15 protein-coding genes are annotated in these 12,039 nt (G+C 64.1%); 7 read left to right on the forward strand and 8 right to left on the reverse strand.

Features of this window, described 5'->3' with window-relative positions; all coding sequences use genetic code 11:
- Genes ACPW75_RS24010 through ACPW75_RS24020 form a run of 3 tightly spaced genes read right to left on the reverse strand, consistent with a single transcriptional unit; the run spans position 1 to position 3,245 of the window.
- Positions 1-756: a DsbA family protein gene (locus ACPW75_RS24010; protein ID WP_077095172.1), complete on the reverse strand. Its 756-nt coding sequence runs from the start codon at positions 754-756 to the stop codon at positions 1-3.
- 10 nt (positions 757-766) lie between these two features.
- Positions 767-2,809, reverse strand: a complete 2,043-nt coding sequence (locus ACPW75_RS24015) for a protein-disulfide reductase DsbD family protein (RefSeq protein WP_179101290.1) — start codon at positions 2,807-2,809, stop codon at positions 767-769.
- A gap of 55 nt (positions 2,810-2,864) precedes the next feature.
- On the reverse strand, positions 2,865-3,245 hold the full coding sequence (locus ACPW75_RS24020; RefSeq protein WP_043164617.1) for a hypothetical protein: 381 nt from the start codon (positions 3,243-3,245) through the stop codon (positions 2,865-2,867).
- Between the two features lie 176 nt (positions 3,246-3,421).
- Here ACPW75_RS24020 and ACPW75_RS24025 point away from each other — a divergent pair, with 176 nt between their 5' ends.
- From ACPW75_RS24025 to pspG, 4 genes are all read left to right on the forward strand, one after another.
- On the forward strand, positions 3,422-4,150 hold the full coding sequence (locus ACPW75_RS24025; protein WP_011707454.1) for a 1-acylglycerol-3-phosphate O-acyltransferase: 729 nt from the start codon (positions 3,422-3,424) through the stop codon (positions 4,148-4,150).
- Positions 4,151-4,356: 206 nt separating this feature from the next.
- Entirely contained in the window at positions 4,357-5,019 is a 663-nt protein-coding gene (gene pspA / locus ACPW75_RS24030) for a phage shock protein PspA (protein WP_077095170.1), read from the forward strand.
- Positions 5,020-5,021: 2 nt separating this feature from the next.
- Positions 5,022-5,228 carry a PspC domain-containing protein gene (locus ACPW75_RS24035; protein ID WP_077095169.1) on the forward strand — a complete coding sequence of 69 codons (207 nt, stop codon included), beginning with the start codon at positions 5,022-5,024 and terminating at the stop codon, positions 5,226-5,228.
- A gap of 42 nt (positions 5,229-5,270) precedes the next feature.
- Entirely contained in the window at positions 5,271-5,489 is a 219-nt protein-coding gene (pspG, locus tag ACPW75_RS24040; protein ID WP_010636066.1) for an envelope stress response protein PspG, read from the forward strand.
- 223 nt (positions 5,490-5,712) lie between these two features.
- Here the strand turns inward: pspG and ACPW75_RS24045 are convergent, their stop codons facing one another.
- A complete protein-coding gene (locus ACPW75_RS24045; RefSeq protein WP_077095168.1) occupies positions 5,713-6,114 on the reverse strand; it encodes a GIY-YIG nuclease family protein in 402 nt (133 codons plus the stop codon).
- A gap of 44 nt (positions 6,115-6,158) precedes the next feature.
- On the opposite strand from ACPW75_RS24045, the gene ACPW75_RS24050 reads away from it, so the two are divergent.
- Complete coding sequence (locus ACPW75_RS24050; protein WP_077095167.1) at positions 6,159-6,893, forward strand: substrate-binding periplasmic protein; 735 nt, start codon at positions 6,159-6,161, stop codon at positions 6,891-6,893.
- Here ACPW75_RS24050 and rarD read toward each other — a convergent pair.
- Positions 6,875-7,783 (reverse strand): EamA family transporter RarD, encoded by a 909-nt coding sequence (gene rarD / locus ACPW75_RS24055; protein ID WP_077095166.1) that lies wholly within the window; start codon positions 7,781-7,783, stop codon positions 6,875-6,877. The two genes, ACPW75_RS24050 and rarD, sit on opposite strands and share 19 nt — an antisense overlap.
- A gap of 102 nt (positions 7,784-7,885) precedes the next feature.
- Here rarD and ACPW75_RS24060 point away from each other — a divergent pair, with 102 nt between their 5' ends.
- The gene (locus ACPW75_RS24060; RefSeq protein ID WP_077095165.1) at positions 7,886-8,467 is read left to right on the forward strand and encodes a uracil-DNA glycosylase family protein; all 582 of its coding nucleotides are present in this window, start codon (positions 7,886-7,888) and stop codon (positions 8,465-8,467) included.
- A gap of 10 nt (positions 8,468-8,477) precedes the next feature.
- Here ACPW75_RS24060 and ACPW75_RS24065 read toward each other — a convergent pair whose 3' ends face one another.
- Positions 8,478-9,335, reverse strand: a complete 858-nt coding sequence (locus tag ACPW75_RS24065) for a DMT family transporter (protein ID WP_425904375.1) — start codon at positions 9,333-9,335, stop codon at positions 8,478-8,480.
- Between the two features lie 91 nt (positions 9,336-9,426).
- Between ACPW75_RS24065 and ACPW75_RS24070 the strand changes: the two genes are divergently transcribed.
- Positions 9,427-10,344 carry a LysR substrate-binding domain-containing protein gene (locus tag ACPW75_RS24070; protein ID WP_011707446.1) on the forward strand — a complete coding sequence of 306 codons (918 nt, stop codon included), beginning with the start codon at positions 9,427-9,429 and terminating at the stop codon, positions 10,342-10,344.
- Between the two features lie 92 nt (positions 10,345-10,436).
- On the opposite strand, the gene znuB is transcribed toward ACPW75_RS24070, so the two are convergent.
- Both znuB and znuC read right to left on the reverse strand, forming a co-directional pair.
- Complete coding sequence (gene znuB / locus ACPW75_RS24075; protein ID WP_011707445.1) at positions 10,437-11,216, reverse strand: zinc ABC transporter permease subunit ZnuB; 780 nt, start codon at positions 11,214-11,216, stop codon at positions 10,437-10,439.
- A gap of 21 nt (positions 11,217-11,237) precedes the next feature.
- Positions 11,238-12,002, reverse strand: a complete 765-nt coding sequence (gene znuC / locus ACPW75_RS24080; RefSeq protein ID WP_077095164.1) for a zinc ABC transporter ATP-binding protein ZnuC — start codon at positions 12,000-12,002, stop codon at positions 11,238-11,240.
- Positions 12,003-12,039: the final 37 nt, after the last annotated feature.

Here is a 12,039-nt window from a genome sequence, read left to right on the forward strand (position 1 = left end):
TTAGCTCCGCTTGGCCAGCTCGGCCTTCACCAGCTGCTCCAGCTCGTCATAGGGCACGGCACCCGGTACCAGCTGGTTGCCAATCAGGGTCGCCGGGGTGCCCTGCACACCAAGAAGAGTGCCGATGCGAAGGCTGTTGCGCAGCTCCTCGGTGGCCTTGGCATCGGGCTTGAGGGCCGTGTTGCCGGTGGCCGCCAGTGCCCTGTTGATGTCCGCTTCGGTCAGCATCCCCTGCTTGCTCATCAGCTTGTCGTGCAGGGCGAGGAAGCGGGCCGGCTCCTGCTGCCACAGGGTCAGGCTGTACTGGGCCGCCTTGGCGGAGCTCTGCCCCTTGAACGGCAGCAGCTTGATCACCAGCCCCAGATCGTCGGGATAGGCCTTGAGCAGCTTGGTCAGCTGGGGGTCGAACTGCTTGCAGTAGGGGCAGTTGTAGTCGGTGAACAGCACCAGGGTCAGCTTGGGGTGCTTGGCGCCGAGGCGCGGGCTGGTGGCGCTGTTGAACAGCACATCCTGATTGCCCTTGATGAAGTCGCCGAGCTGGGCCTCCTGGGCGGCGGCGTTCTGCTTCTCCCAGGATTCGGCCGCCTCGTCAAGGATCTTGGGGTTGGCGACCAGGGTCTCGCGAATGAGCTCCTTGATGCGCGCCTCCTGCTCCGGGGTGAAGGGGGCCGCCTGCAACAAGGGGGCACTCAGGGTGCCGGCAAGCAGGGCGGTGCAGAGGGTCAGGGTGCGCAGTTTCAGGGTACGCAGGGTCATGGGATTCTCCTTAAAAATGGGGGGCATCGGCCTGGACGAGGCCGGCCTGATGCAACACGTCGAGCAAGTCGGCCTTGTCCAGCAGGGGCGAGAGGATCTCTCCCTCTGGCAGGCCGAGCCCGTAGATCTGGTTGAAGGGGACGGCGGCCGCGCCGCGCTGGCGCAGGAAGGCGGAGATGGCATCGCTCGGCCGGCTCCAGTCACCGCGCAGGGCCACCACGTCCGGGGCCGACAGGGCGCTCTGCACCTCGTCACGCAGCAGCACGTTGTACTTGTTGGCCTTGCAGGTGACGCACCAGTCAGCGGTGACGTCGACGAAGACCCGCTTGCGCTGGGCCAGTGCATCGACGATGGCCTGTTCGGAGAGCGGCTGCCAGGCAATGCGATCGACGCTGCCCGACCCCTGCGCCGTGAGGGCGCCCCCCAGCAACAGGGCGCCGCCGATGAGTGCCGAGAGAGAGAGGGCCAGCGTGAAACCGCGCATGCCATAGCGCCAGATGATGCCAATCAGCAGCGCCAGCAGCATGGCGGCCATCAGCCAGCCGGTGGCCGTGCTGCCCAGATGGTTGCCAAGCAGGCTCGCCAGCCAGAGGCTGGAGCCCAGCATCATCAGCCCGAGCAGGATGCGCAGTCGCCCCATCCAGCAGCCCGGTTTGGGCAGCCAGAGGGCGAGGCGCGGCAGGGCCGCCACCAGCAGCCAGGGCAGGCTCATGCCAAGGCCGAGCGCCGTGAAGATGAGCCAGAGCTGGCCGAGCGGTGCCGCCAGCGCAAAGGCCACAGCGGTGCCGAGGAAGGGGGCCGAGCAGGGGGTGGCCAGCAGGGTCGCGAAACTCCCTTGCAGGAAGTGGCCGCCGAGCCCCTGGCCGCCGCTGGTGGCGAGGCGAGTGTTGAGATTGCTGGGCAGGCGGATTTCGAACAGCCCCAGCAGGTTGGCACAAAACAGCAGGGTCACCGCCACCATGAAGCCGATGAAACCGGCGCTCTGGAACTGGATCCCCCAGCCGACGGCGCCCTGAGTCGCGCGCAGCAGGCTGCTCATGGCCGCCAGCACCCAGAAGGAGGCAATGATCCCGGCACTGGCGGCAAGGAACTGCTTGCGCACCTGTCGCTGTTCGCTCTCCTGCTGCTGCAGCACGGTACCCAGTTTCAGGGCCAGCACCGGCAGCACGCAGGGCATCAGGTTGAGGATGAGGCCGCCGAGCAGCGCCGCCCCCAGCAGCCAGATGAGAGGCTGGCTTGGTGCCGGCAGGGCGAGGGGATCGGCGATGGTGGCGCGGGTCTGCCAGGCCTCATCGCCGTTGCCAAGCAACAGGCTGAGGGATTGGCCACGCAAGTCAGGGGCATCCCCCTGCCAGCCATCGCTGACCGGGACCCGGGCAATCAGGGTGTTGCCGCTTACCTCGAGCGCGGGCTTGCCGAACTCGGCCCCTTCCAGCGCATCGATGAAGAGCGCAGGCGCCTGCCAGCCCTCTGCCCGCTCGGCGCGCAGCTGCAGCTGGTTGTGCTGGTAGCCGAGCTCGACCCGGGTGTCGGCGGGCAGCGTCTGCGGCAGGGTGCTCATAGTTTGGGCCCAGGCGAAGTCGAAACCGGCCGGCGCCTGCCCATCCACCGCCAGGGTGAAGGGGTAGTCGGTCAGGATGCAGACGTTGCTGCAGGTGGAGAGGCGCAAGGTGCCCTTGAGTGGCTGCCCCGCCGGGTAGTTGAGGCTCAGGGGGAAGCGCACCTGTTGCTGATAACCCTGGGTGCTGAGCCCGGCCACCTCGAAGGGGCGCGGCGTGGGCCAGTGCCACTGGAAGTCGCCGACCGGTTGATCCCACAGGATCTGGGGCGCTATGCCCCCTTCACCCGGGCTGCGCCAGTAGGTTTTCCAGCCGGATTCGAGGGCCACCTCGAGCAGGATGCGGGTATGGTCAGGGGCGCTGCGGTCGGCTTGCAGCCTGACCTTGGCGTGATCGTTCTGGGGGCTGGTGAGCCAGCCCGTATCGCTGGCCAATCCGCTGGATTGCCACAGCAGGCAGCCCAGCAGCAGGCTCGCCTTGAAGAGAGTTGACATAAATGTTGTCTCGCAAAAAATGAATGACAGCAGGCTGAAAAAAGCGCGGCTTAACTCATTCCCGCCAGACACAGAAGGTGAGGTGAAGTCGTCGTTCGGGAGGGGAGACGGCCCGTGGCGGCGGCAGTGGCGGCGTGTAGCGCCAGAGCGGGGCCAGTAGGGCGATGAGCAGGGCCACCGCAAAGAACAGCTGCTCGAGGCAGAGCAGGGTGGTGGCGCTCAGCCACTTGCCGTTGAGCTGGCAGCTGTTGGGCTGCGGGCTGGCGGGCGTGCCCTTGTCGGCTTGGTCGTCGGCCGTGACGAAGGAGGGCAGGGCCTGACAGCTGAGAGCGTGATCGAGCAGGGCCAGCCGGGCCAGCGGCTGGGCAGCGCAATTGAGCACCAGCAGGCAGACCAGCAGCAGGAGTCGTTTCGCCACGCGTTGTTGGTGAATCATGCTCGCCCCGTTCATCAAGATGGCCACATCCTAACGGCCAACGCCGGGTGGGGCAAGCCGCCGTCCGTTTTAAGGCAGAGGGGCGGGTGGCAGGGGTGGTCGGTTCTGTTTGGCGAACGCTTGTTCGCTAAAAGGGGGACCAGTATACTGCGCCGAGTCAAAATCCGAGGTGTTCGATGCTCAAACTTGCCCGTGTGCTGCTGCTTGGTCTGCTGCTCATCTTCTGGTTCCTGTTCGGTCTGCTGCTTTGCCTGGTGCGTCCGCGCCATCCCAACAACGTCTATGTCTTCGCCCGCATGTATCATGCTGTCTGCCCGCTGATCGGCCTCAAGGTCCGGGTGACGGTGGCCGACGAGGTCAAATCGGTGGGGCCGGCGGTCTACGTCTGCAACCACCAGAGCAACTACGACATCTTCACCGTGACCGGCGCGGTGCAGCCCGGCGTGGTGGCGGTGGGCAAGAAGAGCCTGCTGTGGCTGCCCTTCTTCGGTCTCATCTTCTGGCTCTCCGGCAACGTGCTGATCGACCGCTCCAACCGCTCCCGCGCCATCGGCACCATTGGCCAGGTGGTGGAGCGCATCAAGAATCGCGGCACCTCCATCTGGATGTTCCCGGAGGGGACCCGCTCCAAGGGACGCGGCCTGCTGCCGTTCAAGGCGGGCGCCTTCCATACCGCAGTACAGGCAGAGGTGCCGGTGGTGCCCATCGTTTGCTCCAGCTACTTCGGCCAGATCGATCTCAACCGCTGGGACAACGGCGAGGTGCTGCTGGAAGTGATGGCCCCGGTCTGCAGCAAGGAGCACGGTGCCGCCGGCATTCGCGACCTCTCCGACAACTGCCGTGCCCGGATGGAGGCCAAGCTGGCCGAACTGGACAGCCAGCTCGGTCATCCCCGGGCCGCCTGAGTACGCCGCTGATTGCATGAGGGAGCCGCCGGCTCCCTTTTTTATTGGTAAAAATCACCACTTGAACGGTATTTTTCGCCACCAAGACGATGTTGAAAATACCTGATAAAACCTCATCTATATGTAAGTAAAGGAAAAATTATCTTGGCACGGCTCTTGTAATGTCATGAGAAGAGATAGCCATCCCATCAACAAGGAGCCAGACCATGAGCGTATTTAGCCGCCTGACCGACGTGATCAATGCCAACCTGCACAGCCTGCTCGACAAGAGCGAAGAGCCGGAGAAGATGCTGCGGCTGATGATCGAGGAGATGGAGCAGGTCCAGGTCGAGATGAGAACCCAGGCCGCCCGCGTCATTGCCGAACAGAAGCAGCTGGAGCGTCATCAGCAGGCGTTGCAACACCAGATCCTGGAGTGGTCGGCCAAGGCCGAACTCGCCATCCAGAAGGGGCGCGAGGACCTGGCCCGGGCCGCGCTGACCGAGAAGCTGGCCGAGGCCAAAAAATGCGAACAGCTGGAGCAGGACAAGGCGCGGGTCGCCGAGGTGCTGGCTCAGCTCACCGCCGACAGCGAGCGGCTGGCCGCCAAGCTGACCGAGGCGCGCGAGAAGCAGAAGCTGCTGACCCTGCGCGAGCAGACCGCCCACAGCCGGCTGCGGGCCCGTGCTCAGGTGGACAACCAGCGCATGCATGAGCTGATGGCCCGTTTTGACGGCTTTCAGGGCCGGGTCGATCAGCTGGAAGCTCAGCTGGAGGCCGCAACCCTGGGGCAGAACCCCTCGCTGGAGGCCCAGTTCCGCGAGCTGGAGCTGAACGACGAGATTGAACGGGAGCTGGCCCGCCTCAAGGGTCAAAAGGTGGAGGCATAACCATGACGCCCTGGCCGAAGGATCTTACCCATCGCAAGCTGACCGGGGTCTGCGCCGGCATCGCCAACGGGCTGGGGCTCTCCAGGGTGACGGTGCGGGTCGCGGCCCTGATGGCGCTGATCCTGATGCCGCCCCTGGCGCTGGCCGCCTATCTGCTGGCGGTGCTGATCATGCCGCCCCGTCGTGAATTGAAGCGCTGGCTGGATTGACCCCGGGTCACTCAGCCGCATTAACCCAGTGAGGAGCAAAACATGCTGGAATTTATCGTCTTGATGCTGGTTCTGGTCGGCATGGCGCTGGCCGGATTCACCGTGCTGGCCATGTTGCTGGTGAGCGGCGTCTTCGTGCTGTTTGGCGCCCTGGCCGGCATGTTTGCCCTCATCATCAAGCTGGCGCCCTGGTTGCTGGTGCTGCTGGTGGTGTGCTGGTTCATCAGCAGCCGGCGCAAACAGGCCAATACCTACCGTTGACACTCCCTGTTACCGGATCCTTCCTTGGCCGCTGCGTACCGCGGCCTTTTTTGTGTCTGGGTGGTGGAGTGCTGGTTTCAGCCGCCGGTGCAAGCAGGTTAATCAACCTGCCGTTGACACTCCCTGTTACCGGATCCTTCCTTGGCCGCTGCATACCGCGGCCTTTTTTGCGTGCGGGCGGTGTGCTGGTTTCAGCAGCCGGCGCAAGCAAGCTAATCAACACCTACCGTTGACAGTCCCTGTTACCGGATCCTTCCTTGGCCGCTGCGTGCAGCGGTCTTTTTTGTGTGCGGGTGTCGGCCAGCCAGGACTGGCTGCAGGCGAGCCAGCGCTCCGGCTGGGTGATCAGTTGCTCCTTGAAGGCCTTGCTCTGCTGCTTGAGCCGGTATTCGAGGCGCAGCGCCGCCCCTTTCTCGCCGATGGCCTGCTGCCATGCCAGGGTCAGCGGCCCCTTGCCACGCAGGGCGCGGGATCCCTTGCCGCTCTGATGCTGGCGCAGGCGGCGGAGCGGGTCCGTGCTGATCCCGGTATAGAGCAGGCCGCTGGCGGTGCGCACCATGTAGATGAACCAGTGGCTGGCGGGTGGACTGACAGCCGGTTCGGCGCCGGGAGCGGGTTCTCTCATTCGATCTCTCTGTGCCACACTCAAGAGCAGCTCAAGGAGGTGCGATGCGAGCGTGGTGGTGGTTGTGGTGTTTGCTGTCGATATCGGCTCATGGCGAGACGCTGCGTCTCTACGACTATCATCAGCACCCCCCCTTCATGACCGGGGAGCAGACTGGTCTGAGCCGGGATCTGGTCAAGTATCTCAATGAAAAGCTTGGCGGAGAACCCAGGCTGGAACTTTGGCTGGTGAATCGGGCCAGACTGGCGCTGGAAATGTCGGATCCCGGCTTCGATGGCTTGGTGGCCTGGGTCAATCCCGCCTGGGTGGGAGATCCCCAGCGCGAGCTCTACCTCTGGACCTTTCCCATCATGCGCGATACCAACGAGCTCATCTCCAGCGTTGCCAGGCCGGTCATCTATCGCGGGCCCGACTCACTGAAGGGGATGACCTTCGGCGGCATCGAGGGGTATCGCTATCAGGGCATCGACGAGGCGGCGGCCAGGGGCGATCTGGTGCGGGTCGATGCCAAGAAGGTCAAGACCAACTTCAGCCTGCTGGTGCGCGGTCGCATCGACGTGACCCTGGTGCCGGGCTCGGCGCTCGCCTTCTTCACCCATGACCCGGCCTTCGAGGGCAAGCTGTTCGTCTCGCCCTTTGCCCAGTCCAGCTATACCCGCCACATCCTGTTGCCAAAATCCCGCAGCGCACTGCACAGCCGGCTGAATGACATCGCCGAGCAGATGGACCGGGATCCCAAGTGGCACGCCATCCTGGAATCCTACCGCGGCAGACCCTGAGCGTCGGTGTTGCGGCGCAGATGGCGCCCAAGCTTGTGCAGCGGCAGAAGGCTCACCAGCAGGCCGGCCCAGACGAAGGCAAACCCCACCGATTTCACCGGATCCGGCGTCTCGCCAAACCAGAAAATGGCGAGCAGGAAGGCGAGGCTGGGCTCAATGTACTGCAGCAGACCCACCGTGCTCATGCGGGTGCGCATCATGCCGTAGCAGAACAGCCCCACCGGCAGCAGGGTGGCGGGGGCACTACCCATCAGCAGCAGACGCTCGGTCCAGTCACCGGCCACGAACTGGCTGGCGCCGCTCACCGCCAGAGCGCCGATGATCAGCAGGGCGACGGGCAGTTGCACCAGCGCCTCGAGATAGAGACTGACGCCGGCGTCATAGTGGACCTTCTTCTTGAGCAGACCGTAGAGGGCGAAGTTGGCCCCCATGATGAGAGAGAACCAGGGCAGCTGGCCGTAAGAAAAGAGCATGTAGGCCAGCCCGGCCAGTGCCAGCGCCACCGCCAGGTGTTTTTGCGGGGTGAGCTTCTCTTTGAGGAACAACACGGCAAACACGATGTTGAACAGCGGCGTCATGAAGAAGGCGAGGCTGGTGGCCAGCACCTGGCCGGTGGTGAGGCACCAGGTGAACATGCACCAGCTGATGGACATGACGGGGCCGGCCAGCAGGATGAGGCCGAGCTGGCGCGGTTCGCTGCGCAGCCGCGCCCAGGGCACCCGGTAGCCGATGAGGAGGAACAGAAGGCCCAGCAGCACCGCCGACCAGAGTACCCGGTGGGAGAGCAGCTCCCACATGTTGACCGCGGGCATGAACTGGTAATAGAGGGGCAGCATGCCCCACAGCACGAATGAGAGGGCCGCGCTGCCGGTGCCCATCCAGTTCTTCATCTCGCTCCGTTTATTAAATTAAACAAATGTGGCTGCATGATAAGTATCTGCTGAATCTTTCACAAGCAGGATCAGGCGGAAAACTCTGCTACTATCGGGCCCATGAACCGACTCGACAGTTTGTTTGAACAGATCCGGGCCTGCCGCCTGTGCGAGGCACACTTGCCGCTTGGGCCCAGACCGGTGATCCGCGGCAGCGAGCGCGCCCGTCTGCTGATCATCGGCCAGGCGCCTGGCACCCGGGTGCATGCCAGCGGTATCCCCTGGGACGATCCCTCCGGCGATCGCCTGCGTCAGTGGCTCGGGGTGGACAAGGCCACCTTTTACGATGAATCCCGTATCGCCATCATGCCGATGGGGCTCTGTTACCCCGGCAAGGGCAAGTCGGGAGATCTGCCGCCGCGCCCCGAATGTGCACCTACCTGGCACGACAAGGTGCTGATGCTGCTGCCCAACATCGAGCTGACCCTGCTGATCGGCCAGTATGCGCAAGCCTACTACCTGCGGGATGCGGCGAAAGGGTCGCTGACCGAGACGGTACGCTGCTGGGCTGACTACGGCCCGGCCTGGTTGCCGCTGCCGCACCCGTCACCTCGCAACACCTTCTGGCTCAAGAAGAACCCCTGGTTCGAGCAGGATGTGATCCCCCATCTGCAACAAAGGGTCGCCCCGCTGCTGGGGTGACCCTCGTTGGCTAGAGTGCCGGTTCGACCTGCGGTTTGGGCTTGCTGCGGGCCATGGCGATGAGCGGCAGTATGATGCAGATACACCCCAGCAGCAGCGGCAGGCCCGGCTGCTCATCGAACAGCCATACCCCGATGGCGACCGCCATCAGCAGGCCGGTGTACTCTGCCGAGGCTATTTTGCTCGCCTCCGCCTTGCGATAGGCCACCACGCACAATCCCGCATAGACCATGATCAGCGCCGAAGAGCCGAAGGCGGGCCACCACATCTGCCACTGCCAGTCGCCCCCTTCCCACCAGGCCAGCGCCATGATGAAGGGCATGCTCAACACGTTGGTAAAGAACAGGGTCTGGGCGATGGGCTGCTGGAGCGGGATCCGCTTGATCAGCAGATTGTTGAGCGCCATGGAGAGCGCCACCCCGAGCGCCGCCAGTGCCGCCCAGTTCACCTCGGTGGGGCGCAGCACGATCAGCACCCCGACAAAGCCGATGAAGGCGGTCAGCACCTTCTGGCGCGAGATCGCTTCCCCCGCCAGCCACACCGCCAGCGGCACCATCATCAGCGGCGCCGCATAGAAGAGGGCGTTGGCGGTGGCCAGCGGCAGCCGGGTGAGGGCGATCACCATCAGGCAGACGCCGATCGCCCAGATATGAGCCCGCAGCAGATGCCACTTGAGCGCCACCGGCGGGTTGCGACGCCATGACCAGAGCAGCCAGGGGGCCAGCAGGATGGCGGCGGAGAGCTGGCGGAAGAAGACGAACTGGAACACCGGCTGGTCCGGCTCCAGCACCTTGACCAGCGCGTCGGAAAAGACCGCCACCATATTGCCCAGCACCAGATAAAGGATGCCGATCCCCACTGCATTCATACCACCTCCCATGTTTGATGAGGGAAGGGTAGCCCGCGCTATGTTATCCAGTAAAATGATAAAAAATCACCATGCATGAGAATTTTGGATAATGAAGCTGCCCCCCCTGCGTGCCGTTCAATACTTCGAAGTGGTTGCCCGCCTGCTCAGCTTTTCTCGCGCCGCGGTTGAGCTCAACGTCAGCCAGAGTGCGGTCAGCCACCAGATCCGCCTGCTGGAGGATTTTCTGGGTGAGCGGTTGCTGCTGCGCCAGGGCCGGCTGCTGTCGTTGACGGCGCAGGGGGAGGTCTATTTCGAAGGGATCTCCGCCGGGCTCGGCCAGATTGCCCAGAGCAGCGAGCAGCTGCGCGGCGGTGGCGAAATGCGGATCCGGCTCGCGGTCTACAGCTCGTTTGCGGTGAAGTGGCTGATCCCGCGACTGGCGGGGCTGCGTCAGCTCTATCCAGAGCTGGATCTCAGCCTGGAGATGGTGGCGGAGGATCCCGAGCTCTCCGATCGGGTGGCGGACTGCTTCATCACTGTCTCCCCCAAGGGACCCGGTTATATGCACGATCTGCTCTATCGGGAGCGGCTGATGCCGGTGTGCAGCCGGCGGCTGTGGCAGCAGGTGGAGGGGGAGTGGCCCGCGGCCCTGTGGCAACTGCCGCTGCTCTCCATCCAGGCGATCTACAAGGAGAAGGGGGAGGATTGGCGGCGCTGGGCCGACGTGGGCGGGCTGACGATCGCCCCCGAGGCGAGGATGCATCATTTCAGCCACATTCTGCTGGCACTGGAGGCGGCCAACTGGGATCAGGGGGTGGCGCTCATCAACGACTATATGCTGCAGCCGGAGGATCCCGGTCTGGTGCGACTGCCGCTGCATGCACTGGAGACCGGAGACAACTTCTATTTCGTCTGCAAGCGTTCGCGTGTCCATGAGCCCGCCATCAGCCGGCTGCGCCAGTGGCTCTGGCAGGAGGCGCAAGCCAGCCTGCGCCCCGGCGAGAATGAACCGCTCAGGCGCGTTTGAATAGGCTCAGCACGAGCAGGGCTGGTGGTGGAGATCCAGCGAAGGGTCGAGAGATGGAGTGGCCTGACGGCAAGGCTCAGGCCACGCTAGGTTCAGGCTTTTTTGAACTGGCTCAAGATAAACAGGCTGGTGGCGCAGACCACCACCGAAGGGCCGGCCGGGGTGTCTTGATACCAGGAGAGCAGCAGTCCGCCGAGCACGGCAAGGCAGCCGATGAGAGCGGCAAAGCCGGCCATTTGTTCCGGTGTCCGGCTGAAGCGACGGGCCGTTGCTGCAGGGATGATCAGCAAGGAGGTGATGATCAGCGCCCCGACGAACTTCATCGCCACCGCGATCACCAGCCCGATCAGCAGCATCAGCACGCAGCGCAGTACATCGACTCTTACCCCTTCCACCCGGGCCAGCTCTTCCGAGATGGTCATGGAGAGCAGGGGATCCCACAGCCGCCACAGGGTGAGCAGCACCAGGGCGCCGCCGCCATAGATCCAGAGCAGGTCCATCGGCTGCACCGAGAGCAGGTCGCCGAACAGGTAGGCCATCAGATCCACCCGCACGTTGTCCATGAAGCTCAAGGTAACCAGGCCGAGCGACAGGGCGCTGTGGGCCAGGATGCCGAGCAGGGTATCGGTGGCCACCTGCTGGTTGCGGCTCATGATCACCAGCAGCATGGCCATGGCGAGGCAGCAGACCACCACCGCCAGGGTGAGATCCACCTGCAGCAGGATGCCGAGCGCGATGCCGAACAAGCAGGCGTGGGAGAGGGTGTCGCCAAAATAGGCCATCTTGCGCCACACCACGAAGCTGCCGAGAGGGCCGGCCAGCAGGGCGATGCCGAGGCCGGCCGCGAGGGCGTATAACAGAAAGCTGTCCACTTGATGATCCTGTCGGGTACGTTATTGATTGCGGGAGGGCAGGCGAATGACGGGGGCCTGCGGTTCATGATGATGGTGTTCGCCGTCGCAGTGGTGATGGTGGGTGTAGACCGCCAGCACCTCCTGCTCCGGTCGGCCGAACAGACGGGCAAATTCGGGGTGACGGGCCACGCTCTCCGGTTCGCCGTGACAGCAGACGTGGCGGTTGAGGCAGATCACCTCGTGGGTGCTGGCCATCACCAGGTGCAGGTCGTGGGAGACCATCAGCACGGCGCAGTTGAACTCGGCGGCCAGCTGGCTGATGAGGGCGTAGAGCTCGATCTGGCCGTTGATGTCCACCCCTTGCACCGGCTCGTCCAGCACCAGCAGCTCGGGTTTGACCAGCAGGGCACGGGCCAGCAGTACCCGCTGCATCTCGCCGCCGGAGAGTTTCTGCATCCGGTTGTTCAAGAGATCTTCCGCACCGACCCGGTTCAGCGCCTCCTCGATGGAGAGGCGGCCATTCTTGCCAAGCTGCAGGAAACGGCGCACCGTCAGCGGCAGGGTCGGATCCAGATAGAGGCGCTGGGGCACATAGCCGACCCGCAGGTCGCGGCTGCGGGTGATTTGGCCCGAATCCGGCGTGAGCAGGCCCAGTACCAGCTTGCTCAGGGTACTTTTGCCCGCCCCGTTGGGACCGACCAGGGTCGTGATTTTGCCTTTGTTCAGGGTAAAGGAGACCTTGTCGAGCACGGATCGTCCATCAAATGAAAGACAGACCTCTTTCAGCTCCACCAGTTGGGTCATGACAGCTCCGGGGTTTACAGCCTGTGAGAGTTATAAT

Origin of the sequence: Aeromonas sp. FL131 (assembly GCF_049860615.1) — a bacterium.
Classification (GTDB): Bacteria; Pseudomonadota; Gammaproteobacteria; order Enterobacterales; family Aeromonadaceae; genus Aeromonas; species Aeromonas hydrophila.

What these genes read in the sequence shown, in the direction of transcription:
- ACPW75_RS24010 (WP_077095172.1), bottom strand. Translation starts at nt 756, where the DNA reads ATGACCCTGCGTACCCTGAAACTGCGCACCCTGACCCTCTGCACCGCC.
- ACPW75_RS24015 (WP_179101290.1), bottom strand. Translation starts at nt 2,809, where the DNA reads ATGTCAACTCTCTTCAAGGCGAGCCTGCTGCTGGGCTGCCTGCTGTGG.
- ACPW75_RS24020 (WP_043164617.1), bottom strand. Translation starts at nt 3,245, where the DNA reads ATGATTCACCAACAACGCGTGGCGAAACGACTCCTGCTGCTGGTCTGC.
- ACPW75_RS24025 (WP_011707454.1), top strand. Translation starts at nt 3,422, where the DNA reads ATGCTCAAACTTGCCCGTGTGCTGCTGCTTGGTCTGCTGCTCATCTTC.
- pspA (WP_077095170.1), top strand. Translation starts at nt 4,357, where the DNA reads ATGAGCGTATTTAGCCGCCTGACCGACGTGATCAATGCCAACCTGCAC.
- ACPW75_RS24035 (WP_077095169.1), top strand. Translation starts at nt 5,022, where the DNA reads ATGACGCCCTGGCCGAAGGATCTTACCCATCGCAAGCTGACCGGGGTC.
- pspG (WP_010636066.1), top strand. Translation starts at nt 5,271, where the DNA reads ATGCTGGAATTTATCGTCTTGATGCTGGTTCTGGTCGGCATGGCGCTG.
- ACPW75_RS24045 (WP_077095168.1), bottom strand. Translation starts at nt 6,114, where the DNA reads ATGAGAGAACCCGCTCCCGGCGCCGAACCGGCTGTCAGTCCACCCGCC.
- ACPW75_RS24050 (WP_077095167.1), top strand. Translation starts at nt 6,159, where the DNA reads ATGCGAGCGTGGTGGTGGTTGTGGTGTTTGCTGTCGATATCGGCTCAT.
- rarD (WP_077095166.1), bottom strand. Translation starts at nt 7,783, where the DNA reads ATGAAGAACTGGATGGGCACCGGCAGCGCGGCCCTCTCATTCGTGCTG.
- ACPW75_RS24060 (WP_077095165.1), top strand. Translation starts at nt 7,886, where the DNA reads ATGAACCGACTCGACAGTTTGTTTGAACAGATCCGGGCCTGCCGCCTG.
- ACPW75_RS24065 (WP_425904375.1), bottom strand. Translation starts at nt 9,335, where the DNA reads ATGAATGCAGTGGGGATCGGCATCCTTTATCTGGTGCTGGGCAATATG.
- ACPW75_RS24070 (WP_011707446.1), top strand. Translation starts at nt 9,427, where the DNA reads ATGAAGCTGCCCCCCCTGCGTGCCGTTCAATACTTCGAAGTGGTTGCC.
- znuC (WP_077095164.1), bottom strand. Translation starts at nt 12,002, where the DNA reads ATGACCCAACTGGTGGAGCTGAAAGAGGTCTGTCTTTCATTTGATGGA.